This window comes from uncultured Mailhella sp., assembly GCF_963931295.1.
Classification (GTDB): Bacteria; Desulfobacterota; Desulfovibrionia; order Desulfovibrionales; family Desulfovibrionaceae; genus Mailhella.
On record NZ_OZ007001.1, the window covers coordinates 2,925,603 to 2,950,299 of the forward strand.

Genomic DNA, 24,697 nt, shown 5'->3' on the forward strand with positions numbered 1-24,697 from the left:
TCCTCCCGGATGGCGGACGGAAAAGTGCGGGAAGCCGGCGGTCGGACACGGCAAAAGGGCCTTCCGACGCGCGTCGGAAGGCCCGGAACATCAGCGGTTGGCGTCCAGAGCCTGAGCGATGTCGGCGATGAGATCCTCGGCGTTTTCTATGCCGCAGGAGAAGCGCACGAGTTCGGGCAGAATGCCGCACTTGCGCAGTTCATCGTCGTTCATCTGGCGATGCGTGGCGCTCGCAGGATGCAGGCAGCAGGTGCGGGCGTCGGCCACGTGGGTTTCGATGGCGGCGATGCGCAGATGCTTCATGAAGTTTTCCGCAGCCTTGCGGCCGCCCTTCACGCCGAAGCTCACCACGCCGCAGGAGCCGTTGGGAAGATACTTCTGCGCGAGTTCGTAGTACTTGTCGCCGGGCAGACCGGGGTAGCGCACCCAGTCGACCATGTCGCTCTGGCTGAGATACTTGGCCACGGCCAGACCGTTTTCGCAGTGACGGGCCATGCGAACGTGCAGGCTTTCCAGACCGAGATTCAGCAGGAAGGCGTTCTGCGGAGCCTGAATGGCGCCGAAGTCGCGCATGAGCTGAGCGGTGGCCTTGGTGATGTAGGCCGCGGCGTTGCCGAACTTGGTCACATAGGTGATGCCGTGATAGCTTTCATCGGGCGTGCAGAGGCCGGGGAACTTTTCGGCGTGGGCCATCCAGTCGAACTTGCCGGAATCCACGATGCAGCCGCCCACGGCCGCGCCGTGACCGTCCATGTACTTGGTGGTGGAGTGAACCACAATGTCCGCGCCCCATTCGATGGGACGGCAGTTCACGGGCGTGGCGAAGGTGTTGTCGATGATGAGCGGCACGCCGTGCGCGTGAGCGGCCTTGGCGAAGCGTTCGATGTCGAGCACCACGAGGGCGGGGTTGGCGATGGTTTCGCCGAACACGGCCTTGGTGTTGGGACGGAAGGCGGCTTCAAGTTCTTCGTCGGAGCAGTCGGGCGAGACGAAGGTGAAGTCGATGCCCATGCGCTTCATGGTGACGGCAAACAGGTTGTAGGTGCCGCCGTAGATGGTGGAGGAGGCCACCACGTGATCGCCGGCGCTTGCGAGGTTGAACACGCTGAAGAAGGAGGCCGCCTGACCGGAAGAGGTCAGCATGGCGGCGGAACCGCCTTCGAGGGCGGCGATTTTGGCGGCCACGTAGTCGTTGGTGGGGTTCTGCAGACGGGTGTAGAAGTAGCCGCTGGCTTCAAGGTCGAACAGCTTGCCCATGTCTTCGCTGGTGTCGTACTTGAACGTAGTGCTCTGAATGATGGGAATCTGACGGGGTTCGCCGTTGCCGGGGGTGTAGCCGCCCTGAACGCAGGTGGTTTCGATATGCTTGTTCATGGGAGATCCTTTCCGAAAAGTGAGAGAGTTTATATGGCTGTTGTGCCGGCCGGACACGGCTCTTGGCCGAAACGGGATGTCCGACAGGAACTGGTGAACAAAAATGAAAAAGCCCGCGCTTGTCGCACGGGCTTCTTGCCAGCATGAATCAGGTATGAAGGAAGACCGGTGCGACTGTTGTTTCGCCCCTGCACATGCGTTCGTCGAGAAGTTCGAGAAAGTATTCCATCATGCCTGCCTTTTGATATAACTCTATATCTGGAAATCCTTATATAAACGGCTTTCAAAAATGTCAAGCGCCGGAAGGGAAAGTCCGGGCTTTTCCCCGGGAGGCCGCAAAAGGCTTGCGCCCCATGCGTAGCTCGGAGTGTCGGCGGAAAAAGCTGCACCTTCGGAAGGCGCTTCGGAATGTTTTCAGAATATGTTGTGCTCCGAACCAGGGACGGCGGAGCGGCGGAAGTTTGCGGCGGAAGTCGGAGGGGTGCAGGTCGGGGGGCGTTGCAGGCGTGCTCGGGATGGGAAGAGCGGGGCGCATAAGCGAGCAGGCCGAAGCGGGGCCGACGGGCTGGGAAGCGGCGATAACGCGAAGCCGCAAAAAAGCGCGGCAAGGGGCGAAACGGAAAAGGAGTCTTGCCCGGATGATGTGGCGCAGGGCAAAAAAAAGCCGCGTCGCAGAAAGGGGCAGAAGCGTGCGACGCGGCGACGCTGCGGGAAAGATTTCGCGCAGCGCAGACGAAGCGTTCGATGTCCTGGCGGAAAGCGACCGCTTCGTCATAGGCCCCGGATGGAACGCTCGTTCATGCCGGGGCGGGAGAAAGGTCAGGGCAGGGGATCGTATTCCTCGGCGGAAACGGGTTCGAGCCATTCGTTGGAGGCGTTGTCGCCGGGCGCTTCCACGGCCAGGTGTGCGAACCAGCTGTCCTTGGCCGCGCCGTGCCAGTGCTTGACTCCGGCCGGAATGATGACCACGTCGCCGGGATGCAGTTCACGGGCTTCCTTGCCCCATTCCTGATATCAGCCGCGGCCTGCCGTGCAGAGCAGAATCTGCCCGCCGTGAGCGGTGGCGTGATGGATGTGCCAGTTGTTGCGGCATCCGGGTTCAAAAGTCACGTTGCCGATGGCCACGCCTTTGGTGGAAAGCATGTTCAGCCAGCTGTTGCCCGTAAAGTATTTCGCATAGGCGGTATTGGCTTCGCCGCGGGGAAAAAGATCGGTGATCGTCTGCATGAAGCTGCTCCTTGGGTGGATTGAAGCAAGAGAACGCGCCCGCCGTTGCGGCGTTGAGGGCCCGCAGTCCGCAAAAGGCGTGTCGGAGCGCTGCGGATTCCGGGCTGATTGCGCATGGCGCACGTGTTCGGAAGCGTGTGCGGGGCGTCCGTTGTTTTCCGTTGTTTGTTGTTACCGTAGTCCTTCCCCGGGAAGGCGCATAGAGCGTATTCTCTCCAATTCTTGCCTTATTCTCTCAAACTGGGAAGATGTTGCTGAGTTAGAACATGGGCTATTGCCCGTCCGGACGACGGACGAGGATTTTCGGTATTCGGCAAAGGCGCGTGCAGAGCCGGAATGCAGAGGTCGGCCGTTTGCCGCGCGGTGCGAAACGCTCCGGCGCGCCGTGCTCCGGAGGCTAGAGTTTTTTTCCGGTGCTGCGGAAGTAGAGGGAAAAGCTGGTCACGGCGAGCACGATGGCTCCCACAAGAATGACGGAGGCCATGAGGAAAATGCCGGACATGCCGGAGGCGTCGTAGATGTGTCCGCCGAGGGCCGCGGCGGAGCCGATGGAAAACTGGATGGCGGCCACCGAGAGTCCGCCGGCGATTTCCGCCTTGTCGGCCAGAGTGCGGGCAATCCAGGCCGTCCAGCCGACGCAGAGCATGCCGAAGAAAAAGCCCCAGAGCAGAAGCAGCGGAATGCTGACCACGACGGAACCGGGCACGATGAACAGAATCATGGCCATGACGGCGAGGGCGGCGTGCATGCCCATCATGGTGGCGCGGAAATGGCGGTTCAGCAGCACGCCGGCGATGAAGGTTCCGGCAGTGTTGGCAACGCCGTAGGCGAGCAGCATGGCGGAAAGCGCGCCGGGAGCGAGCGCGAGGCCGTGTTCCAGATAGGGGCGCAGGTAGGTGAACAGGGAATGGTAGCCGCCGTAGGCGAAAATGGTGGCCGCAATGCCTGCGAGCGCCCAGCGCACCTTGAGCAGGGCGAACATGCCGCGAAAGTCGTTGCCCGGGCGGGGCGGAATGGAGGGCAGCACGGCGTACTGCCAGATGAGGGACACGATGCCGGGCACGGCGGAAAGCAGAAAGACGTTGCGCCAGCCGAAGGTTTCTTCCAGCAGGCTGGCCAGCGGCAGGGAAATGATGGTGGCCACGGACACGCCGGAATAGAGAATGCTGAGCGCGCGGGGAATGTCCTTCTGCGGAACGAGCTGAATGGTGACGGCGGAGGCCATGGACCAGAATCCGCCGACGCACACGCCGAGCAGCGCGCGGCCGAGCATGAGGGTGAGGTAGTTGGAGGCGAAGGCCACCAGCAGATTGGAAACGATGAGCAGGGCGGAGAGAATCAGCAGAATGCGGCGTCTGTCGGTGTGACGGGTGAGGGGGGCGAGCAGCAGACTGGTCATCATGGCGAGCGCGCCTACGGCGGTGACGGTCTGTCCGGCCATGCCTTCGGAAATGGAAAGCCCCTGGGCTATGGGGGTAAGCAGACTCACGGGCGTGAATTCTGCGGAAATGAGGCAGGTCACGCCCATGAACAGGGAGAACACGGCGGACCAGCGGGCTTTTGCAAGAGGGGAGAAGACGGCTTCCATGAAGACGACCTCGGTCGGAGAAGTTGAAGGATAAGGGAAACGTCGTCGCTGTGGAGGAAGAGTCGTGTGCGGGGCGACGAACTGTCGGGCGCTTCTGCGTTTTGACGCGTTGCCGCTTCCTGTGCAGCGAGGAGTTCAGTGCGATCAGGGCGGCAAGGGCGAATCCGCGACGACGGCGGTGTTTCCTCGCGGATTCGGCGCTTTTTCGGGCGCAAAAGAAGAATCCGCCGTTTCGCGTCGTTGCGGCGCGTCGGACTGCCTGAGACTGGAGGCCAGAGTCGGCGAAAGCCGTTGCCGGCCTCCGGCGAAAACGTCAATGGTTATTGCACGGCTGCGGGCTTCACATGCTTTCGGAAGAATCGCCCGAGCTCTTCAAAGTGGAATCTGGCTTCGGGCATGTCTGCGTCCATGTGATACTGCGCGTGCGAGAGACCTTCAAAAATGATGAGATCGGCGGGCACTCCGGCCTGCCTCAGTTTGAGATGCATGCGCACGGTATTGCTGAGAAAGAGATCTCTGGTGCCGGAGGTGAGCAGGGTGGGCGGGAAGCCGCGCACGTCGCCGTTCACCGGGGAGAGGTAGGGATCTTCCATGTCGTGTCCGGCGGCGTAGAGCCTGGCCGCTCCTTCCAGCCAGCCGTGATAGCTGACGAGAACGTTGTCCACGCCTTCGTTGGTGGCGTAGCTGTCGCCGACTTCGTTGATCTGCGCCCACGGGGTTCCCGAGGCCAGGGCGGCGGGAAGCGGCAGGCCTTCGTCTTTGGCGCGAAGGGCGAGAATGAGCGTCATGGCTCCGCCCGTAGACGTGCCGAACACGCCGATGCTTTCTGCGGGACGCCGCTTCAGAAGTTCGCGATAAACGGCCATGGCGTCGTCGATGGCGGCGGGATACGGAAAATCCGGCGCCATTCTGTAATCCGCATAGACGACGCGGCACTTGCCGATGCCGGCCATGAACACGGCTTCCTGCGTGCCTGCTTCTCCCGGGCCGAGAACGTAACCGCCGCCGTGCAGATTCAGGAGCAGACGTCCGTCGTCGGGCGCGTCCTTCGGCTCAAAAATGAACACAGGCACGCCGGCAATGGTGTCGGTCTTCATGGTCACGCCGAGTTTTTCACGCAGGGCGGGCAGGCCCTTGAGCTGGCGCTGCGCCACGGAATGGATCCAGGTTTTCCATTCCTGAACTGTGCGGGGCGGCTTGTCCCACCCTTCGGGGATGCCCGCGGCGATCATGGACTGAAGCTGAGGGCTGACGGTGGAGGGCACGGGAAATTCGCCGTCCCTGCCTTGGGCGGAAAGCGCGGGAGCAAAGGCCAGAAGCGCAGACAGAAAAACCGGGACAAAAGCGTTCATGCAGAACTCCAGAAGGCCGGACGGTCCGGGTCGGAAAAGGGGGAAAACAACTGAGGGTGTTATAAGCAAGGAGTCATATCCATAGCAAATACTTATAATGAATTCAAATCATGCTTTACAGGCATGAAGAAGGTTCGTTAGGATATGTTGTCGAACTTGTCGCCGTCGGCGCAGCACGCAGGAGCAGGGAGGATTGACGCATGGAGCTGAGAGTATTGCGATATTTTCTTGTGGTGGCGCGTGAGGAAAGCATTTCCCGCGCGGCGGAACTTCTGCACATCACGCAGCCGACGCTTTCCCGGCAGATCATGGAACTGGAGGATGAGCTCGGCAAGAAGCTTTTTCTGCGCGGCGGCCGCCGCATGACGCTGACGGAAGACGGCGTGTTTCTGCGCGGGAGGGCGCAGGAGATAGTGTCGCTGGCGGACAGCACGGCCGAGGAATTTCGCTCGACGGAGGAAGACGTCAGCGGCGAGATACGCATAGGGGGCGGGGAGTCGCCGGGCATGCGTCTCATTGCCGCTGCGGCCACGGAGCTTGTGGCCGCGCATCCCCATGTGTCCTGTCAGTTTTTCAGCGGCAACGCGGCCGACGTCATGGACAGACTGGACAAGGGCCTTGTGGATTTCGGCGTGTTTGTGGAGCCTGCCGATCTTTCCCGCTATGAGTACGTCAGGCTGCCGACGGCGGAGCGCTGGGGCGTGCTCATGCGCGCAGACAGTCCGCTTGCGGCCAGGGCGGCGCTGCGTCCCGAGGACGTGACGGCGCTTCCGCTCATCTGTTCGCGTCAGGCGCTGGTGGCCAATGAGATTTCCGGCTGGATGGGGCAGAGCTTCGACAGGTTGAACGTCATAGCCACGTACAACCTTCTTTACAACGCGTCGCTGCTGGTGGAGGAGGGCATGGGCTACGCGCTTTGTCTTGAAGGCATCATCCGCAGCGACAACGGCGGGCCGTTGTGCTTTCGTCCGCTGGAACCCGGTCTGGAGGTGGGGCTGGCCATTGCCTGGAAGAAATATCAGGTGTTTTCCCGCGCGGCGGAAAAGTTTCTCGGCATACTTCAGGAGAATATGCGGCGCAGAAAAGCTCCTGTGCGCTGAACGCTGCGGGGACGTCTGTGGCAGCGGGCGAAGATGCGCGCCTGCGTGGTGAACGCAAAGCTGTTTTGTGTGGACGGCGGTCGATCAGAAGTCGGAATGCGTGCTGTCCGTCCGAGGCGTCGTTTTGTGAGCATAAGAAAAGGCCCCTGCGGAGAGGGGCCCGGAATGCCGTCAGGCCCGGCCGCGTCGCATGTGGGAACGCTGCCGGGCGTTGATCGGAGCGCGGCGCAAAAACGCGATGTTTTCCCGCCGCGCCTGTGCTTTAGAGGCTGACGAGTTCGTATTCGGCGGTGCCGAGGCCGATGGCTTCGGCGTGTTCAATCTGGCTGCGCCAGTCCGTGGTGGGATGGATGCTGGTGAAGTGGTCGTGCTGACCGTGATCGCACTGACCGAGCACGCTGGAGGCGATGACGGGTGCGGCGTTCACGGCGTCGATGCAGGCCTTGTCCAGAGCCACGGGATCGAAGCTGGCGAACATGCCGATGTCCGGCACCACGGCGGCGTCGTTTTCGCCGTGGCAGTCGCAGCAGGGGGAAACCTGATTGACGATGCTGATGTGGAAGCTGGGACGGCCCTGAATCACGGCCTTGGTGTATTCGGCCATGCGGCGGTTCAGAATGCTGCTGTCGGCGTCGATGGCATTGGAGATGGCGTCGAAGTTGCAGGTGGCAATGCAGCGGCCGCAGCCCACGCAGACGTCGTGATTGATGACGGCCTTGTGATCTTCGCCGTAGGAAATGGCCGACTGAGCGCAATAACGGGAGCAGGTGCGGCAGCCGCGGCACTTTTCAGGATCGACCGTGGGTTTGCCCATGCTGTGCATGGCCATTTTGCCCGCACGGCTGCCGCAGCCCATGCCGATGTTCTTGATGGTGCCGCCGAAGCCCGTGATTTCATGACCTTTGAAGTGGGTGAGGGAAATGAAGATGTCGGCGTCCATGATGGCGCGGCCGATGCGGGCGCTCTTGAATTCGGTGCAGCCTTCCAGCGGCACTTCCACGTCGTCGGTGCCCTTGAGGCCGTCGGCAATGATGATCTGGCAGCCGGTGCTGAGGGGCGAGAAGCCGTTTTCATTGGCGGCGTCGAGATGTTCCAGAGCATGCTTGCGGCGGCCGACGTACAGGGTGTTGCAGTCGGTGAGGAAGGGGCGGCCGCCGAGGGCCTTCACGCGTTCGGCCACGACGCGGGCGAAGTTGGGACGCAGGAAGGACAGGTTGCCGGGTTCGCCGAAGTGCATCTTGATGGCTACGAACTTGTTTTCAAAGTCGATGGTCTCGATGCCGGCGGCGCGGATGAGCTTGTCCAGCTTGTCGAGCAGGCTGACACCCACCTTGCAGCGCATGTCGGTGAAATAAACTTTCGATGGTGCCATGGAAAATCCTCCTGGTACGGGTATGGGTCGATAAAGTTATGCGGATGGCCGGTCGAAAAAGCCGGAAAGGGTTTCCTGCGCGGACAGCACGGGTGCGGGATATCCCGGCATGGCAGCATGGACTGCCCGAAGCAGCCGAGGTGCAAGGTCCGGGGGCATGGAGCAGACGTCGGCGGCGAGCATGTGCAGTTCCGGTCTGTCTGCGGAGACGAGGCGCAGACGGAAGTCGGTCTCGGACATGCCGGCTTCGGCGAGCATGCGCCGCACGACGTGTTCTCCGGCGGCAACGGCCGCAAGCGCGTCTTCCGAGGGAGAGACTCCGTAGGGCAGGCGGGTGAGCAGACAAGGTCTGGCTTTCTGCTGCGGCAGCGACATGCCGGTTTTTTCGGCAAGCAAATGTATATCGTTTTTGGTCAGTCCGGCAAGAGCGAGAGGGGAGGCGACGCCAAGTTCCCGCACGGCCCGCAGGCCCGGACGGAACACGAGAGCGTCGGAAGCGTTGGTGCCGTCGCACAGCGGCAGGTCGGAAACGGCGGCCAGCGTGGTGAACATGGCTTTTTTGCACGCGTAGCAGCGCTCACGCGAGCCTGCGGCCACGGAAGGCAGACACAGCGGATTGACGGGAATCTCCCGGAATTCAAGGGAGAGACTTTCGGCCCATGAACGGGCGAAGGCGGTTTCTTCCGGCGGCACGTGCGGCCCCGTGACGTGCAGAAGCAGCGGCGAAAAGCCCAGTGCATGCGCGGCGTGCGCAAGAAAGCGGCTGTCGAGGCCGCCGGAGTAGGCGAGGGCGAAGCGTTTCTGATCGGTCACGGTGGCGAGAATGTCGCCCAGAGGGGCAAGAGAAGCGTAGTCCATAGGAATTCGGCGGGAAAATCAGAATTCTTCAGGGCGTCCGCAGGCGAAGAGTGCTCCGTTGGGAGCGTCTTCAAACACGCGGGTGCCGTACACCAGGGCCTTTTTTTCCACCTGCATGGCGGGCCATGGGCCGAACTGCGCGCCGAGCGCCTTCAGCAGCGCCATGGCCGTGGGCGTGACGGTTTCGCCCTGACCGGAGAAGGGCCGCACGGGCACGCCGTCCAGAAGTTCCAGCACCGCGGGGGCGGGCACGGGAATGACGCCGTGGGCGCAGTGTACGAAGCCGTCGGCCATGGGCAGCGGGCTTGCGACAAAGCGGGAGGGCGAAAGCCTGTGGAACAGTTCGCAGCTCAGGCAGATGTCGAGAATGCTGTCCAGCGCGCCCACTTCGTGAAAATGCACCTGTGCGGGCGTGAGACCGTGAACCGCGCCTTCGGCCTGGGCAAGCAGCGTGAAGGTCTGCGAGGCGAGGGCCTTGCCTTCGTCGCTCATGCCTCCTGCGGCAATGAGCGACAGAATGTCGGCCAGCGTGCGGTGTTCGTGCTGATGCGGAAGCGTAACCTGCGCGTGCCAGCCGCCTATGTGGTTCACTTCCTTGCGCACGAGCTGAACGCATCCTGAAAGCTCGGGCATGATGGAAACAAGGGTCGCTTCCAGCTCGTCCGGTGAAATTTCCGTCATGCGGAGCAGACCGGCGAGAAACATGTCGCCGGAAAGTCCGGAATGGGCGCGGACGGTCAGCACGGGCGCGGACGGCGCGTCGTGCTCGTGATGGTGATGGTCGTGGGAGTGATCGTGATGTTCGTTGCTCATAGATGATTTACCACGCGGGCTGCGGCACAGGCCGCGCCGTAGCCGTTGTCGATGTTCATGACGGCAATGCCCGGGGCGCAGCTGGAAAGCATGCTTGCCAGCGCCGCCTGGCCGCCTTTGGCCACGCCGTAGCCCACGGAGGTGGGCACGCCGAACACGGGCAGAGGCGTGAGTCCGCCCATGACGCTGGCGAGCGCCGCGTCGAGTCCGGCCACGACGATGACCGCCTGAAAGCGGTTGATGTCGTCCAGCCGTTCCGCAATCCTCCAGAGTCCGGCCACGCCGCAGTCTTCAAACACGGCGTGCTCTATGCCGAGATATTCCAGGGTGCGGGCCGCCTCCCAGGCGACCGGGCCGTCGGAAGTGCCGGCGGAAACGATGGCCACGCGGCCTTTCTTGCCTGAGGGCAGTGTGTCGCCGAAGGCCGTCCGGGAAAGAGGGTGGTAGTCGTACTGTTCCCGCAGCTCTGCGGGCATGCGCTCGAACACGTCCTGGGCGAGTCTGGTGAACAGCACGGGGCGTCCAGAGCCTCTGCCGAATTGTTCCAGAAGTTCCCGGACGGCCTCGAAGGGCTTGCCTTCGCAAAAGACCGCTTCCGGCAGGCCGATGCGCGAGGCGCGGGCATGGTCGAAAAGAATGCCGTGATTCATGTTGATTCCTCTTGCAACGGAGATAGCGTTCCCGGTCGATTTTCGCAAGTCGGCGCGAGAGGCCGGGAAACGGAACTTGCCATGATGTGTAGATCAGAAAAAGCGGAACGGGTAGATACTATTCTTTCAAATTCTTGCCTGATTCTGCCGACCTTGGCCGATACGGGCGTTCTTTTGCGCCTTCCGAGCAGCAAGGCCCGAGGCAGGCGGAACGCTCTGCCCGTGCCGCCTGCGAGCTCCCGCGCAGAAACAGTCGTCTTCCGTCAGCGTCATGCGGAGGTAGTGTAGGGCGCGTTTTGGCCGATCGCGGACTGCGACGTTCGGGAGGCCACCGGGCCGCGGCGCGGACGAAAAAGGCGGGATGTGCAGGATCAGGCAAGAACGAGAGAGGAATGTGTCTGTTTTTCCGGCTCAGAGTTGATAAGGTCAAAGGCAGAATAGGCGAAAATCGTCCGTCTTCGCGCGTTGACAAGGAGGTAGTCATGAGCATTTCTCGACGGAATTTTCTCAGGGCCGGAGCGGTCGTGGCGGGAACGCTGGCTGCGGGCATGACGCTGCCGGGGCGCGGCATTGCGGCGCAGAGCAGGGCGAAGGTGTACGCCGCGAAGTCGTTGGACAGTGAAACGCTGCGGAAAATGTACGCTCTGGTGAACGGCGGCATCACGGGCAGGGTGGCCATCAAGCTGCACACCGGCGAGCCGGACGGGCCGAACATTCTGCCGCGCGACTGGGTTCGTGATCTTCAGGCGACCATTCCGCAGAGCAGCATTGTCGAGTGCAACGTGCTCTATGCGAGCCCCCGCCAGACTACGGAAGGGCACAGAGAGGTGATCCGGCACAACGGCTGGACGTTCTGCCCCGTGGACATCATGGACGCCGACGGCGACGCATCCCTTCCCGTGAAGGGGGGGCAGGCACCTCAAGGAACTGGCCGTGGGATCGCATCTTCTCAATTATGACTCCATGCTGGTGCTGACGCATTTCAAGGGGCACACGCTCGGCGGGTTCGGCGGTTCGCTCAAGAATATTTCCATAGGCTGCGCGTCGGGCAGAACGGGCAAGCAGCAGCTGCACCGCCTGACGCCGGACGGCGGCTGGCCGGGCGGCGAGCCCTTCATGGAACGCATGGTGGAGGGCGGCAAGGCCATTGTGGATCATTTCGGCACGCATATTGCCTACATCAATGTGCTCCGCAACATGTCGGTGAGCTGCGACTGCGAAGGCACGGCCGCCGAGCCCGTGCAACTGCCGGATCTCGGCATACTGGCGTCCACGGATATTCAGGCCATAGACCGGGCGTCCGTGGACATGATCTACGCGCTGCCGGAAGACGTGCGCGCGCCCATGGTGGAACGCATGGAAAGCCGGAAGGGGCTGCGTCAGCTTTCCTACATGAAGGAAATGGGACTCGGCAGCAGCGAATACGAGCTGATCTGGGTCTAGCGCGGGCGTTGCCTGCGGTTTGCTCCGGTTGATGTCGGGCGGTTGCGTGTTTTTCGGCGCGGCCGCCCGAAGTGTTTTTAACATGTATGCACGCACCGCCCATTGCACGAAGAGCGCGGGGCGCGCTGCGTCATGGGCGCGGAAAAGGTGCCGGTTGTCCCGGCGCTGCGCCGTGCCGGAGCTTGGGAGCCCCATCCGCACAGGGCCCGCCGTTCATAAAACGGGCGCGCCCGGTTGCCTTGGCCTGACAGGATGAAGAAAGAGTCGCAGATTGCACGTCGCGGGGGCGGGAGGGGGCGTGTTGACCGCAGGCGTTTTCTGACGGTGGTTCATCAGATGGTGCGGCGGGTGCGAAGGCGTGCGTTGAGCCGTCGGCTTTGCCGAGTGTTTTGCCGGGCGGCCCCCTCGCTCGGAGCTTTTGCGCATGCGTGAGAGTGGATGCCGTCAGAGAATTTTCAGCCGGGGCGGCTGTCTCGATCATGAAAAAATGCGGAATGGGCGTTCCGGTCTTCTGCGGAAACGCCCGAGCCAAACACAGAGGGGGCGGCTCTTCAAGGCTAGGGGGGATCTTCGGAAGTGCGGACGTGCGACCGGAGGCCCGGCCGGATGTCGGTGTGGGGGGAAAGTCAGTGTGACGGAGAGAAAAAGCGGCAAAAAACGAAAAAGGGTTGTCATGTTCATGACAACCCTGATATTCGCACTGGTGCCGAAGAAGAGACTCGAACTCTTACTCCCGAACGGGAACTAGACCCTGAACCTAGCGTGTCTACCAATTTCACCACTTCGGCGCAGGAATGTTCTTAGTAGATTTGCCGTCCTTTGGCAAGAGTTTTTTTTCGAGTTTGGCGAATTTTTATGCGAAAGCCTTCCAGCATCGCACGAAATGGTGCTCGCTGACGGCCCGGAGCGGCGGTTCACTGAGGCACTGCTGCGAAGCGTGCGGGCAGCGCGGACGGAAGGAACAGCCTTCGGGAAGTTCGGAAGGCAGCGGAACCATGCCGGGAATGGAGGGCAGCCTTTCGCAGTTGTGATTGCCCACGAGGGGCGCACAGGCCATGAGGCCCCGGGAGTAGGGATGCAGCGGCTCGGCGAAGAATTCGGAAACCGGCGCCTGTTCCATGAGTTCCCCGGCGTACATGACGGCGACGTCGTCCGCGGCTTCGGCCACCACGCCGAGATCGTGGGTGATGAGCAGCACGCCCATGTCTCTTTCACGGGCGAGCCTGCCGAGAAGGCGCAGAATCTGCCCCTGAATGGTGATGTCGAGCGCGGTGGTGGGTTCGTCGGCCAGCAGGAGCTTGGGAGAGCAGGCCAGCGCCATGGCTATCATGACGCGCTGTCGCATGCCGCCGGAAAACTGATGCGGATAGTCGTTGAGCCTGCGGACGGGGTCGGGTATGCCCACGAGATCCATGAGCTCGGCGGCACGCTCTTCGGCCGCGCGGCCGTGCAGGCCTTCGTGGATTTCGAGAGGCTCGGCAAGCTGTTTTCCTATGCGCAGCACGGGATTCAGGGAGGTCATGGGTTCCTGGAATATCATGGAGATGTCGCGGCCCCGCCGGCGGCGCATGTCCTTTTCCCTGAGCTTGAGCAGGTCTTCGCCTTCAAAGAGCAGGGCTCCCGAGCAAACGCGTCCCGGAGGGGGAAGCAGGCGCATGATGGTAAAGGCCGTCATGCTCTTGCCGGATCCGGATTCGCCCACGAGGCAGAGCGTGCGGCCCCGAAACAGCGAAAAACTGATGTCGCGCACGACGGGAACGGAACCAAAGGATACGGTGAGATGCTGAACGTCGAGCAGGGGAAGCATGATGAAACGCCCGCTTGCAGAGGTAAAACGTGCTCCGCGCCCAGAAGTGCGCGGAAAAGGACGAGGCGACTATGCCACAGCTTCCCGGAGCGGGCAAGAGACGGTCGCATGATTTGACAAGCGCGCGGCGGAAGCTTAGCTTGTTGAAACCGCATTTCGTATCGGGACATTCGGAATCTTCGGTCGGTTCACGGCTATCTGTCCGAGAAGTCAGGCGGAAAACGTCCTGAGCTGAGTCGTCGTTCTGAATCCTCCCGGTGCGGGGAGAACAACCCTCAGCATCATCAAGGACATTTGACATGAGCATACCTCTTCGTTCTCTTCCCGTAGGCACCAAGGCGCGCATTGCATCCGTACGAGCCGATGGTGAACTGGGCCGCCGCATCCGCGACATGGGACTGGTTCCCGGAGCCGAAGTGGAAGTCATAGGCCGCGCGCCGCTGCGCGATCCCGTAGCCCTCCGCCTGCCGGGCTTTACCTTGAGCCTGCGCAACAACGAAGCTGATTTCATTCTGGTGGAGAAGGTGGACTGATGTCTTATTTTCATCATTCTGACGACGGGCGGCCGCGCAGCGAGCTGCCCACCCTCGCGCTCGCCGGAAATCCGAACTCGGGGAAGACGACCTCGTTCAACGCGCTTACGGGAGCCCGTCAGCATGTGGGCAACTATCCCGGCATCACCGTGGAGCAGAAGGAGGGCATAGCCCACTGCGACGGCGAAGCCATCCGCATCATTGATCTGCCGGGCGCCTATTCGCTCACCGCCTATACGCAGGAAGAGCGCGTGGCGCGCCGCGTCATCGGCACGGAAAAGCCGCTGGCCGTCATGGCGCTGCTCAATGCCGGCGCTCTGGAACGCAATCTGTATCTGGCCGTTCAGCTCATGGAAATGGGCGTGCCCGTTTCCATCGGACTCAACATGATGGACGAAGCCCGCGCCATGGGCATGAGCATCGACGTCAAGGAACTGTCCCGGCGTCTGGGCGTGCCCGTGGTGGAAACCGTGGCCCGCACCGGCGAGGGCCTTCAGGAATATCTGCACGAAACGCTGGCGTTCAGCCGCAAGTTCGAGGGAAAGCCCTGGCGTCCGCTGAGCATTTCCTACGGGCCGGATCTTGATCCCGTGCTCAAGCACCTGACGGAATCCCTCGACGAGGAGGGCGTGGGCTGCGCGCCGTATCCTACCCGCTGGCTTGCGCTCAAGCTCTTGGAAAACGACGAGGAAATTCTTTCCGAGCTCAGTCACGACAAGCCCGAGGTCATGGCGCACGTGAAGGAGCACATCGACGAGGTGGAAGCCCATCTCAAGGCCACGCTCGGCACCAGCGCCGAGGCCATCATTGCCGATTACCGCTACGGTTACATCAGCTCTCTGCTCCGCGGAGTGCTGACCCGCCGCGACGACATAGCCCAGCGCATGGACCTTTCCGACAGGGCGGATCATATTCTCACGCATCAGATTTTCGGCCCGCTCATCATGCTCGCCATCATGTACCTCATGTACCGCATCACGTTCACGGTCGGCGAGATTCCCATGCAGTGGGTGGAGTCGCTGTTTGCGTGGCTGCGCAATCTGGTGGACGCCAACATGGCCGACGGCGTGCTGAAGTCCATGATTACTTCGGGCATCATCGACGGCGTGGGCGGCGTAATGTGCTTTGTGCCGCTTATTCTGCTGATATTCATGCAGATCGCCATTCTGGAAGACTCCGGCTATATGGCGCGCATGGCCTATATGCTGGACAGAATCTTCCGCATCTTCGGTCTGCACGGGGCTTCCGTGGTTCCCTACATCCTCGGCGGCGGCATTGCCGGCGGATGCGCCGTTCCCGGCATCATGGCGGCGCGCACGCTGCGCAGTCCCCGTGAAAAGCTGGCCACGCTGCTCACCGTGCCGTTCATGGCCTGCGGCGCCAAGCTTCCCGTGTTCATCGTGTTTTCGGGCGTGTTTTTCCCGGGCAACGAAGCGCTCGTCATGTTCGGGCTCACGCTCACCGGCTGGGTGGTGGCCATGCTTGCCGCGCGCGTGCTGCGCTCTTCCTTCATCAAGGGCCCGGCCACCCCGTTCGTCATGGAGCTGCCTCCCTACCGCATGCCCACGTTGCAGGGCATGTTCATTCACGCCGGCGAGCGCACCTGGGAATATCTGAAGAAGGCCGGAACCGTCATTCTTGCCATCTCCATCGTGGTGTGGGCGGCCATGGCCTATCCTGGACTGCCCGAAGACCGGGTGCAGGCGCATGAAGCCACGCTGACCGAACTGCAGACGCAGCTTAGTGCCGCCGCGCCGGATTCCGACCTGCGCCGGAGCATCGAACACGCCATTCAGACGGAAAACGGACGATTCAGCGAAGAAACGCTGCGTCACACCATTGCCGGACGCATCGGCTCGGCCATGGAACCGGTGACGCGCTATGCGGGCTTCGGCTGGGAAGCCAACATCTCCCTGCTGGGCGGTCTGGCGGCCAAGGAAGTCATCGTGACCACGCTGGGCACGGCCTATTCGCTGTACGACTCGGGCGAGGATTCCGGCAATCTGGCCGATTTCATCGCCAGAGACAAGAACTGGAACATTCCCTCGGTGGTGGCCTTCCTGCTGTTCGTGCTGCTTTATGCGCCCTGCTTCGTGAGCCTCGTGACCATACGCATGGAAACAGGCTCGGCCAAGTGGGCGCTGTTCAGCTTTGTGTTCAACACCTGCGTGGCCATGGTGGTGGCCACCTCGGCGTATCAGATTCTTTTCCGCTGGTGCTGATCTGATCTTGTAAACGCATGAAAAAGGCGTCTCCCCGTTTTCGGAGGGACGCCTTTTTTATGGACCTGTGCAGAACACGGGACGAGTGGGCTCTTTTCGACTTCGATGGCTCCCCGCGCGCAGGCCTTCGCCGCGCTCGACCAATCCGGGGCGCGCCGTGGAGAGAGTGGGGCCCGGCGGAGTGTTGTTTGGCCCGTCGTTGAGGCCGCTTTTTTTTTGGGGGGGCGTCGTCCTCGCGGATTGAGGCTGCGGGGATGTCTGCCGCATAAAAAAGGGGCGGAGCCGAAGCTCCGCCCCTTCGTATTCGCAAAAGTGCGGATCAGAGCTGACTGACGGCGTCGGCCATGTCGTCCAGCCAGGGGCTCCTGACCGCTTCGATGGCTCCCTGATCGCAGGCCTTGGCGATGGAGGGATCAATCGGAATGCGGGCAATGTGGGCGATGCCGTACTGCCTGGCGATCTCTTCGAGATGGCTTTCGCCGAAGATGGCGTGGCGCTTGCCGCAGTCCGGGCATTCAAAGTAGGACATGTTTTCCACAAGGCCGATGACCGGAATGTTCAGGCCGTCGAGACGGGCCATGTTCACGGCCTTTTCCACGATCATGGACACGAGTTCCTGCGGAGAGGTGACGATGACGATGCCGTCGATGGGCAGGGACTGATACACGGTCAGCGGCACGTCGCCGGTTCCGGGAGGCATGTCCACGAACATGTAGTCCACGTTGTTCCAGATGACTTCGGACCAGAACTGCGTCACCACGTTGGCGATGACGGGGCCGCGCCAGACCACGGGATCGGTGTCGTGTTCCAGCAGAAGGTTCATGGAGGCAATGTCCACGCCGGTGGCGGAGCGCACGGGGTTCAGGCCCAGCTGCGTGCCGGACATGCGCTGGGTGAGCCCGAACAGGCGGGGAATGGAGGGTCCGGTAATATCGGCATCAAGCACGGCGGCATGGGAACCCCGGCTCTGCATCTTGGAGGCGAGCAGGCCCGTGACGAGGGACTTGCCTACGCCGCCCTTGCCGCTGACGACGCCGATGACCTTCTTGACGGTGGAGAACTTGTGCAGCTTCACCTTCATATCGACAGGTTCGGTGCGTTCCGCGCAGTCCTGGCCGCAGCTGCCGCACTTGTGATCGCAATCGCTCATAGTAAGACTTCCTTTGTTGTCCCGACGGACGGTGCGCCGGGTAATCTACGTTTCTTTCCTATAGTTCTTTCCCCGGGCTCTGACAAGTCGGAACCTTGTCGGCCGGGTCTTCGGGGGGAAAACGCGCTGTCGTCTCGCCGGGAGCGAGGGTGATGGAAACGCCGTCCCGGACGCGGAAGGTGCGGAAAGCGCGGCGGGAGAGATGACTGCACTGTTTATTTTCGGAGAAAAGCGCCGTATGCTGCGCCGACGGAACGCATGATGCGCGCCGAAAGCATCGGAGCTTGTATGACCAGATTTGAATTTCACGACGCCGCGGGCAACGTCCACGGCTTTGACACCTATGCCGAGGCTGAGGCCTTTGCCCTGAACTGCGGCTATGTGTTTGTGACGAGCCGCAGCATTCTGGAGGGCGCAAGGGAGCGCATTTCCTATTTTCTTGCGCCCGGCGACGCTCCTGAGGGCGTGACGGAGGAAGCGGCGCTCTTTCCCATCCTGCTGGCGAAGTATCCCGAGTGGAAGGAGCCGCGCATCATGCCTGTGATGACGGTGGGAATCGACGAGAGATAGTTGTCTTTCGCGTCGCTGTGCGGGGCGCGTTGAGACTGTGCGCCGTTTCCCCTGACGGCGATGCGCGGGGAAAAGTCTTTCCCGCCGTCGATCGATTGTCCCCGAGGCATCGCGAAGACGCGGCGCGGGGAAAGTCGCGACGATTGTGACGGCAACCAGGAAAGCAGATTGCGGCGACGCACGCAGAGAAAAGACCGGGGCGCACGGGACGGTTCCGCCGACTATCCGCAGATGAGACGTGCGACAAGGGAAGGCCGGATCCATCAGTCGCGGCGCACGGTATTGCCTGCCTGCCGCAGAATGCAGACGGGGGAACGATTGCGGGCGTCAGGATGACGCGCTCTTCGGCAGAAACGACGCGCGCCGCAACAATGCCGGACTCGGCGGAGGCGGGCTTTTTGCTGCCCTCTCAGCGCCGATGCATGGCGGCCCGCACGGAGCGCACTTTTTCCGCAATGTCCGGCGCGCCCACAAGTTCGGAAACAAGCGCGCAGCAGGTTGCTCCCCGCCGCGTCACTTCTGCGATATTGTGTTCCTTGATGCCGCCGATGGCCACGAAGGGCAGGCGGATGTTGGCGACCACCCATTCCAGATAGGAAAATCCCACGGGAGAGCACACGTCTTCCTTGGTCTGCGTGGCGAAGATGGGCCCCACGCCGATGTAATCGGCTCCGGCCGCCACCGCCGCCCGGGCCTGTTCGGGGCTGTGGGTGGAGAGCCCGATGATTTTGTCCGGGCCGAGCAGACGACGGACTTCCGGCACGGGAAGATCGTCCTGACCGACATGAACGCCGTCGGCGTCCACGAGCATGGCGATGTCCACGTGATCGTTGACGATGAAGCAGGCTCCGGCCTCCTGCGTGAGGCGGCGGAGCAGACGGCACTCTTGCAGCATGACGCCGGCGTGAGCGTGCTTTTCGCGGTACTGCAGAATCTTCACGCCTGCGGAAAGCAGGGCGCGGGCCTGTTCCTCCACGCTGCGCCCTAGGGCGAGGCGGGAATCGGTAAGGGCGTAAATGTCGGTTTTGCCGGGAAGAATGCGGGGCATGACGAATCCTTAAAGTAAATCTTTAATTGTTCCCGTGAGCAGCCATTCGAGGGCCGCGTCGGCCTGCATGGCGGCGCACTGCATGACGCGCGGAGCCAGGGGCGGACACTCGGCGATGTCGCTTTTCATGTCGCCCACCACAACGAGATTGCCCATGCGGCGGCGGCGCATGGCAAAACCGCCCACCCCCCCCATGCCGGAGCCGCACACGACGATCTTGCCCGCTGCCGCTGCCGCCGAGGCAAAGAGGGCCTTGGTGGAAGCGTTGTCCAGCGCCTCTATCCAGATGTCGGCTTCGGGCAGCAGCGAGGGAATGTTGTCGCGACTCAGCCACATCATGCGGGCGTCCACACAGAGGTCCGGGTTCAGCGCCAGAAGCTGTTCGGCAAGGGCTTCCACCTTGGGCCGTCCCACGTGGGCGGGAAAGTAGTGCTGACGGTTGAGATTGGATGGCTCCACCTTGTCGCCGTCGATGACGATCAGGCGTCCTGCGCCTGAGCGGGCAAGCATCATGGCCGCGTTGGAGCCGAGGCCGCCCGCGCCGGCAATGCCTACGCAGGCGGCCTTCATCCTCTGCCGCTGTTCTTCGGTAAAGCAGGAAAGAACGCCGGCAAGCATGACTAGAAGTCGCAGGCTTCCCAGTCCTTGGCCACGGCCTGATAGCCCAGCGCGGCAAGGTCATGGGTCATTTCCTGCACGGAGCGGTGATCGGAAATGTCGAACTGTCCGGAGTTTTCGGCTTCCACCACGCGGCCGCCCACGGCCGTGGACACGCCCGCCGACACGCGGGTGACGCCGATGGGCACGATGTGATTGCGCATGTTCGCGCTTTCGCGGCTCGACACCGTGATGCCGCAGCGCGGCAGGAAGCAGCGCAGCGCGGTGATGTACTGCACGAACTGGCGGTCGTCCACGCCGTGCTTGACTTCAAAGCTGCCCTCGTGCGGGCACATGCGCGGCACGGAGAGGCCGATGTCCACGCCGGGGAAGTGCTTCTGCAGCCACCAGGCGTGCAGACCGGTGCAGAAGGCGTCCTGAATGAAGTCGTCGAGACCCATGAGCGCGCCTATGCCCACGCTGTGCATGCCCGCCTTGGCCGCGCGGGCGGGTGTGTTGAGACGCCACAGAAAGTCGTGCTTGGGTCCTGCCGGATGCAGCCATTCGTACAGTTCACGGTTGTAGGTTTCCTGGAACATGGTCATGCTGTCCACGCCGCTTTTGATGAGCATGCGGTATTCGTCCAGCGTGAGGGAATAGACTTCCACGCCCACGGAGGCGAAGCGGGGCTTGATGCGTTCGGCCACGTCCGCGATGTAGCGGGGCGAGGCGATGTGACGCGCGTCGCCCGTGAGCAGAAGAATGTGACTTATGCCCGCGTCGGCCAGGGCAAAGGCTTCGGCCGCGGCTTCATCGACCGTGAGATGGCGGCGCTTCTGATGGTTGTCGGCGTTGAAGCCGCAGTAGCGGCAGTGATTCGTGCAGATGTCGGAAACGTAGAGCGGCGAGAAGATGTTGACCGCGCGTCCGAAAAACCGGAGCGTGATTTCCCGGGAGCGCTGCGCCATCTGTTCCAGAAAGGGAGCCGCAGCCGGGGAGAGCAGCGCCATGAAGTCTTCGGGGCGCAGCACGTCCTTGTCCAGGGCGGCGAGCACGTCGTGTTCCGTGGCTTTGGCGGCCAGTTCCGCGCGGCGTTCGCGGGGCCATTCGGCCAGACATTCGTCGAAATGCGCCTCTCCCGGCGCAAAGGTATCAGCCAGAACAGGAGTATCCATAAATTTGAGCCTTTATTTCAATGTCGGAGGCAGGTTCGGCGGATGTCGAACCGGCGTCGCGCTGCCGACGTCGCGTTGCGCGCGGCAGAGAGGGAATCGGAAAAGCGCCCGGCAAGAGACGCGCGGCGTCCCGGCGCGGGCGGCAAGAGTATTTTTCGGCGGACTTTCGGATGTTTCGGAAATGCCCGGAAGGACGCCGACGTCTGCAAAGGGCGCAGAGCATGCTCCGGCCGGAGAAGGCCGCAGGAGAAGGACTACGGCGTCCGGCGCGGAGCATGGACGCGTCACGGGCTGAGACCGGCTCCGGCCTGAACGGAGGAGTCTTTTGCCCTGCGGCGGGATTCCCGCATGGGGAACCGCCGCTCTTTTGCTAACGCAGGAAGCCCGTCAGCGGGGAGGAGGCCACGGCTCCGCCGGAATGCACGGCCCCGGCTCCGGCGAGGAACGCGGTCCGGCCGGCTTCCACGGCGCGGCGGAAGGCGGATGCCATGGCCACGGGATCGTCGGAAGAGGCGATGCCGGTATTGACCAGGCAGGCGGCCGCGCCCATTTCCATGGCTTCGCAGGCCTGCGAAGGACGGCCTATGCCGGCGTCCACCACGATGGGCAGATCGATTTCCTCAATGAGAATGCCGATCATTTCCCTGGTGCGCAGGCCGCGGTTGGTGCCGATGGGCGAGCCCAGAGGCATGACGGCCGCGGCTCCGGCGTCCGCGCAGGCGCGGGCCACGTAGAGATCGGGATTGATGTAGGGCAGCACGGTGAAGCCTTCCTTGACCAGTATTTCCGTGGCCCTGGCGGTTTCGTAGCCGTCGGGCAGCAGATGCCGGGTGTCGGAAATGACTTCGATCTTGATCCAGTTGCCGCAGCCGGCGGCGCGGGCCAGGCGCGCGAGGCGCACGGCTTCTTCGGCGTTGCGCGCGCCGGAGGTGTTGGGGAGCAGACGCATGGAGGAGGGAATGTGTCCCATGACTCCGGCTCCGCCCTTGTCCACGCGGCGCATGGCCACGGTGATGACCTGTGCGGCGCTGGCCTCGCAGACGGCGGGAATGAGGGCGTCGTCGCTGTATTTTCCGGTTCCGATGAAGAGGCGGCTGTCGAGTTCCACGCCGCCGATGACGAGCTTGTCGGACTGCTGCATGTTAACCTCCTCCCACAAAGTGCAGGAGCTCCAGGCTGTCGCCCGGGTTGAGACGTACGGCAGCGAAGTTGTCTTTGGCAACGATGTCTCGATTGAGCTCGGCGACCACGACGCCGGGGTCGAGCCCGCGTCCGATGATGAAGTCGAGCAGGGTAAGGCCTTCGGTGATTTCTTCTGTTTCGCCGTTGACGGTGATGCGCATGGAAACCTCGCTGGGATAAAAAAAAACGTCCACCAAAGGGGCGGACGTGAGGTTTCTGCAACGAAACCGAGCTTCCCTTCGGCAGTGCTGGCTGCATCAGGTTCCAAGGGTCAGAGGCATTATCCTCTTTCTCAGCCGTGAGGCTCCCCTAGCTGGTGAACGAACTGTTTTTAATCCCGGTGATGTTTTTTTGCAAGAAAAAACTGGAAGATGGGTCTGGGGCAGGACTGATGCACGTTGCGGGAGCGCAGGGACCAGTAGAGGGGAACCATCCAGAGATAGAGGGCAAAGGGAATGATGACGGCTCCCTGCTGCAGGGTGAGGCTGCACATGGAAAAGGCGATGCTCCACGGCAGCACGGCGGAGAGCAGCACCACGCTGTTTTCCAGATACATGGCCATTTCGCGGCGGTTGTGCTGTGCCTGGGCGCAGAGCTGACGGGTGAGGATGATGGAAAGGGTCTGATTGCAGGAAAGGCCGGTGGTGAGGAGCCCCACCAGGGCCGTGGCGCGGAAGGCGCCGATGCGTTCGGCGAGCGTTTCGACCATGTGCTCGAAGCTGTCCAGCAGGCCGGATTTCTCGAACAGGGCGGAATACGAAGAGGAAATGGCCACGATGGCGGCCACGTTGAGCATGGAGAGCATGCCGCCGCCCTTGAGCATGGCAAGTTCCGGCAGCGGGGGAAGGTAGCCGAGCGTCATGGCGGAGAGCAGGGTGAGAACGGGCGTTTTCTGAAAGACGAGGGACGCGCCGAAGGCAAGCGCGATGCTGACGGCCATGGCGATTTTGACGTTGACGCGCAGCACGCCGAGCACGAGAACGGCCAGGGCCGGAAGCAGCACCCAGAAGTTGAACACGAAGTTTTCGCGCAGGGCGTCGGTTGCGCCTTCGGGCATGACATGTTCGGGGCCGAAAAGGGAGAGCAGGGCGTAGCCTGCGCAGGTGAGCAGGAAGGGAGCGGCGCCGTTGCGCAGCATTCGCTTGAAGTTTCCGTAGATGTCGGTGTGGGTGAGCGCGCAGACGAGCGCGGCGCTGGAGGACATGGGGGAGCAGCGGTCGCCCACGTACACGCCGCTCAGAATGGCTCCGCCCACGAGCACTTCGTTGAAGCCGGCGGTATGGGCCATGAGCATGCAGACCACGCCGAGAGTGCTCACGGTGCCGAAGGCCGTGCCGATGAGCGTGCTCAGGGCGGCGCAGAACAGAAAGCTCCAGAGCACGAAGAAGGTGGGATTGATGAGCGCCAGGGCCCAGTCGATGAGCATGGGAATGGTGCCGCTTATGCGCCAGATGCCCGTGAGCATGCCGATGAGCGTGAATATGACGAGGATGTTGGAAATGCGCCGCACGCCGCGCAAAAGCAGACGCAGCACTTCGGGCAGGGGAATGCCCGTGCTGCGGGCGTAGCCGCCGAAGCAGAACACGCCGAAGCCGAGGGCCCAGAGAAGAGAGCGGCCGGCGGCGATGCAGAGGACGAGGCCGCCCACGAAGAGGCCGAGCGTGACGAGCTGGCCGCGGGAGACGCGGCCTGCGGACGAAGAGGAAGACATGGCGATATCCTGAAGGTGCGGGGAGGGATCAGGCGAAGTCGTCGGGCAGGGCCACCACGGCAAGACCGTGTTCGTCGGCAAGACGGAGCGCTTCTTCGCGGTCGAAGAACAGCGTTTTCCCGGCCTGAATGGCCAGCACGGCGTAATGATGCTCCACCAGATTGCGGATGGTGGACAGGCCCACGGAAGGCAGATCAACGCGTTCGTCCTGTCCGGGCTTGACCATTTTGATGGCGATGCAGCCTGCGCCGCCGAGTTCTGCGCCGCGCATGAGGGCGGCGTCCGTGCCTTCGAGGCACTCCACGGCCATGACCATGCCTTCGCGCACGACAAGGCACTGACCGATGTCGAAGGAGCCCATGGCGCGGGCGATGGGCCAGCCGTAGCGGATGTCCTTCCATTCGTCGTCGGTGGGGGCGCGGCGGGTGAGTGTCCCGCCCGGGGCTCGCAGTCCCGGCGCGAGATCCACGGCGGCCACCACGTGAATGCCGTCCTTTTCTATGTCGGCCATGATGGCGCGCAGAAGAGCGTCGTCGCCTTTTTTCTTCAGGGAAAAGAGGAGCTTTGCGGCGCGCCAGTCGGGGCGGAACTCGAGCGCCTTGGGCTTGCTGATGGAGCCTGCCATGCACACGCGCGAGACGCGGTGTTCCTTGAAAAAGCCGATCATGCGGCTGAGCTGGCCCAGATGGAGCAGTTCAAACACGTCGGCGCACTCGGCGGTGGCGGGATCGGTGTGCCCCTGAAATCCACAGACGACCACTCCGAGCCCTGCGGCGCGGGCCTCTTGTGCCACAAGGCGGGGAAACTGACCGCCGCCCGCAATGATGCCGATATTCTCTGTCATGACAACTCCGAATAAAGAAAAAAAATCGGGAGCAGTATAAGCGCATCTTTCGAGCTTCGCAACCGCGGCGCGGCTCCTTCC

22 protein-coding genes, 1 tRNA gene, 1 pseudogene and 1 riboswitch are annotated in these 24,697 nt (G+C 62.5%); of the genes and pseudogenes, 6 read left to right on the forward strand and 18 right to left on the reverse strand.

Annotation, left to right across the window (positions count from 1 at the left end):
* Positions 1–90: 90 nt before the first annotated feature.
* The 4 genes and pseudogenes from ABGT79_RS12390 to ABGT79_RS12405 form a co-directional block, all read right to left on the reverse strand.
* On the reverse strand, positions 91–1,374 hold the full coding sequence (locus tag ABGT79_RS12390) for an O-acetylhomoserine aminocarboxypropyltransferase/cysteine synthase family protein (RefSeq protein WP_294488460.1): 1,284 nt from the start codon (positions 1,372–1,374) through the stop codon (positions 91–93).
* A gap of 819 nt (positions 1,375–2,193) precedes the next feature.
* Positions 2,194–2,601: pseudogene (locus tag ABGT79_RS12395) on the reverse strand (cupin domain-containing protein).
* Positions 2,602–2,998: 397 nt separating this feature from the next.
* On the reverse strand, positions 2,999–4,189 hold the full coding sequence (locus tag ABGT79_RS12400; protein ID WP_346666435.1) for an MFS transporter: 1,191 nt from the start codon (positions 4,187–4,189) through the stop codon (positions 2,999–3,001).
* A 320-nt stretch (positions 4,190–4,509) separates the two neighbouring features.
* The gene (locus ABGT79_RS12405) at positions 4,510–5,541 is read right to left on the reverse strand and encodes an alpha/beta hydrolase (RefSeq protein WP_346666436.1); all 1,032 of its coding nucleotides are present in this window, start codon (positions 5,539–5,541) and stop codon (positions 4,510–4,512) included.
* Positions 5,542–5,741: 200 nt separating this feature from the next.
* Between ABGT79_RS12405 and ABGT79_RS12410 the strand changes: the two genes are divergently transcribed.
* A complete protein-coding gene (locus ABGT79_RS12410) occupies positions 5,742–6,641 on the forward strand; it encodes a LysR family transcriptional regulator (RefSeq protein WP_346666437.1) in 900 nt (299 codons plus the stop codon).
* A gap of 262 nt (positions 6,642–6,903) precedes the next feature.
* On the opposite strand, the gene ABGT79_RS12415 is transcribed toward ABGT79_RS12410, so the two are convergent.
* The 4 genes from ABGT79_RS12415 to larB are packed head-to-tail and all read right to left on the reverse strand — an operon-like array spanning position 6,904 to position 10,334.
* Positions 6,904–8,013, reverse strand: coding sequence for a DUF362 domain-containing protein (locus ABGT79_RS12415; RefSeq protein ID WP_346666438.1), 1,110 nt, complete (start codon positions 8,011–8,013; stop codon positions 6,904–6,906).
* A gap of 36 nt (positions 8,014–8,049) precedes the next feature.
* A complete protein-coding gene (locus ABGT79_RS12420; protein ID WP_346666439.1) occupies positions 8,050–8,871 on the reverse strand; it encodes a tRNA(Ile)-lysidine synthetase in 822 nt (273 codons plus the stop codon).
* 18 nt (positions 8,872–8,889) lie between these two features.
* Entirely contained in the window at positions 8,890–9,684 is a 795-nt protein-coding gene (locus tag ABGT79_RS12425; protein ID WP_346666440.1) for a LarC family nickel insertion protein, read from the reverse strand.
* A complete protein-coding gene (larB, locus tag ABGT79_RS12430; protein WP_346666441.1) occupies positions 9,681–10,334 on the reverse strand; it encodes a nickel pincer cofactor biosynthesis protein LarB in 654 nt (217 codons plus the stop codon). The genes ABGT79_RS12425 and larB overlap by 4 nt, the downstream gene beginning before the upstream one ends.
* A gap of 482 nt (positions 10,335–10,816) precedes the next feature.
* Between larB and ABGT79_RS12435 the strand changes: the two genes are divergently transcribed.
* Positions 10,817–11,293, forward strand: coding sequence for a twin-arginine translocation signal domain-containing protein (locus tag ABGT79_RS12435; protein ID WP_346666442.1), 477 nt, complete (start codon positions 10,817–10,819; stop codon positions 11,291–11,293).
* Positions 11,268–11,777 carry a DUF362 domain-containing protein gene (locus ABGT79_RS12440; RefSeq protein ID WP_346666443.1) on the forward strand — a complete coding sequence of 170 codons (510 nt, stop codon included), beginning with the start codon at positions 11,268–11,270 and terminating at the stop codon, positions 11,775–11,777. The genes ABGT79_RS12435 and ABGT79_RS12440 overlap by 26 nt, the downstream gene beginning before the upstream one ends.
* A 701-nt stretch (positions 11,778–12,478) precedes the next feature.
* Here ABGT79_RS12440 and ABGT79_RS12445 read toward each other — a convergent pair.
* A tRNA-Leu gene (locus ABGT79_RS12445) sits at positions 12,479–12,565 on the reverse strand.
* A gap of 65 nt (positions 12,566–12,630) precedes the next feature.
* Positions 12,631–13,584: an ABC transporter ATP-binding protein gene (locus ABGT79_RS12450; RefSeq protein WP_346666444.1), complete on the reverse strand. Its 954-nt coding sequence runs from the start codon at positions 13,582–13,584 to the stop codon at positions 12,631–12,633.
* 299 nt (positions 13,585–13,883) lie between these two features.
* Here ABGT79_RS12450 and ABGT79_RS12455 point away from each other — a divergent pair, with 299 nt between their 5' ends.
* A complete protein-coding gene (locus ABGT79_RS12455; RefSeq protein WP_294485892.1) occupies positions 13,884–14,117 on the forward strand; it encodes a FeoA family protein in 234 nt (77 codons plus the stop codon).
* Positions 14,117–16,339 (forward strand): ferrous iron transport protein B, encoded by a 2,223-nt coding sequence (gene feoB, locus ABGT79_RS12460; protein WP_346666445.1) that lies wholly within the window; start codon positions 14,117–14,119, stop codon positions 16,337–16,339. The genes ABGT79_RS12455 and feoB overlap by 1 nt, the downstream gene beginning before the upstream one ends.
* 319 nt (positions 16,340–16,658) lie before the next feature.
* Here feoB and ABGT79_RS12465 read toward each other — a convergent pair whose 3' ends face one another.
* Positions 16,659–17,489 (reverse strand): Mrp/NBP35 family ATP-binding protein, encoded by an 831-nt coding sequence (locus ABGT79_RS12465; RefSeq protein ID WP_346666446.1) that lies wholly within the window; start codon positions 17,487–17,489, stop codon positions 16,659–16,661.
* A gap of 288 nt (positions 17,490–17,777) precedes the next feature.
* Here ABGT79_RS12465 and ABGT79_RS12470 point away from each other — a divergent pair, with 288 nt between their 5' ends.
* Complete coding sequence (locus tag ABGT79_RS12470) at positions 17,778–18,059, forward strand: hypothetical protein (RefSeq protein ID WP_346666447.1); 282 nt, start codon at positions 17,778–17,780, stop codon at positions 18,057–18,059.
* 409 nt (positions 18,060–18,468) lie between these two features.
* Here the strand turns inward: ABGT79_RS12470 and thiE are convergent, their stop codons facing one another.
* The 7 genes from thiE to lpxI all read right to left on the reverse strand — a co-directional run bounded on the left by thiE (position 18,469) and on the right by lpxI (position 24,616).
* The gene (thiE, locus tag ABGT79_RS12475) at positions 18,469–19,107 is read right to left on the reverse strand and encodes a thiamine phosphate synthase (RefSeq protein WP_346666448.1); all 639 of its coding nucleotides are present in this window, start codon (positions 19,105–19,107) and stop codon (positions 18,469–18,471) included.
* A 9-nt stretch (positions 19,108–19,116) separates the two neighbouring features.
* The gene (gene thiF / locus ABGT79_RS12480) at positions 19,117–19,725 is read right to left on the reverse strand and encodes a sulfur carrier protein ThiS adenylyltransferase ThiF (RefSeq protein WP_346666449.1); all 609 of its coding nucleotides are present in this window, start codon (positions 19,723–19,725) and stop codon (positions 19,117–19,119) included.
* A 2-nt stretch (positions 19,726–19,727) separates the two neighbouring features.
* Positions 19,728–20,879 carry a 2-iminoacetate synthase ThiH gene (thiH, locus tag ABGT79_RS12485; RefSeq protein WP_294485909.1) on the reverse strand — a complete coding sequence of 384 codons (1,152 nt, stop codon included), beginning with the start codon at positions 20,877–20,879 and terminating at the stop codon, positions 19,728–19,730.
* Positions 20,880–21,249: 370 nt separating this feature from the next.
* Positions 21,250–22,020 carry a thiazole synthase gene (locus tag ABGT79_RS12490; RefSeq protein ID WP_346666450.1) on the reverse strand — a complete coding sequence of 257 codons (771 nt, stop codon included), beginning with the start codon at positions 22,018–22,020 and terminating at the stop codon, positions 21,250–21,252.
* A gap of 1 nt (position 22,021) precedes the next feature.
* Positions 22,022–22,255, reverse strand: a complete 234-nt coding sequence (gene thiS, locus ABGT79_RS12495) for a sulfur carrier protein ThiS (RefSeq protein WP_346666675.1) — start codon at positions 22,253–22,255, stop codon at positions 22,022–22,024.
* Positions 22,256–22,278: 23 nt separating this feature from the next.
* Positions 22,279–22,382, reverse strand: a riboswitch (TPP riboswitch).
* Positions 22,383–22,392: 10 nt separating this feature from the next.
* A complete protein-coding gene (locus ABGT79_RS12500; protein WP_346666451.1) occupies positions 22,393–23,772 on the reverse strand; it encodes a Na+/H+ antiporter NhaC family protein in 1,380 nt (459 codons plus the stop codon).
* A gap of 28 nt (positions 23,773–23,800) precedes the next feature.
* Positions 23,801–24,616, reverse strand: a complete 816-nt coding sequence (gene lpxI, locus ABGT79_RS12505) for a UDP-2,3-diacylglucosamine diphosphatase LpxI domain-containing protein (RefSeq protein ID WP_346666452.1) — start codon at positions 24,614–24,616, stop codon at positions 23,801–23,803.
* Between the last annotated feature and the right edge of the window lie 81 nt (positions 24,617–24,697).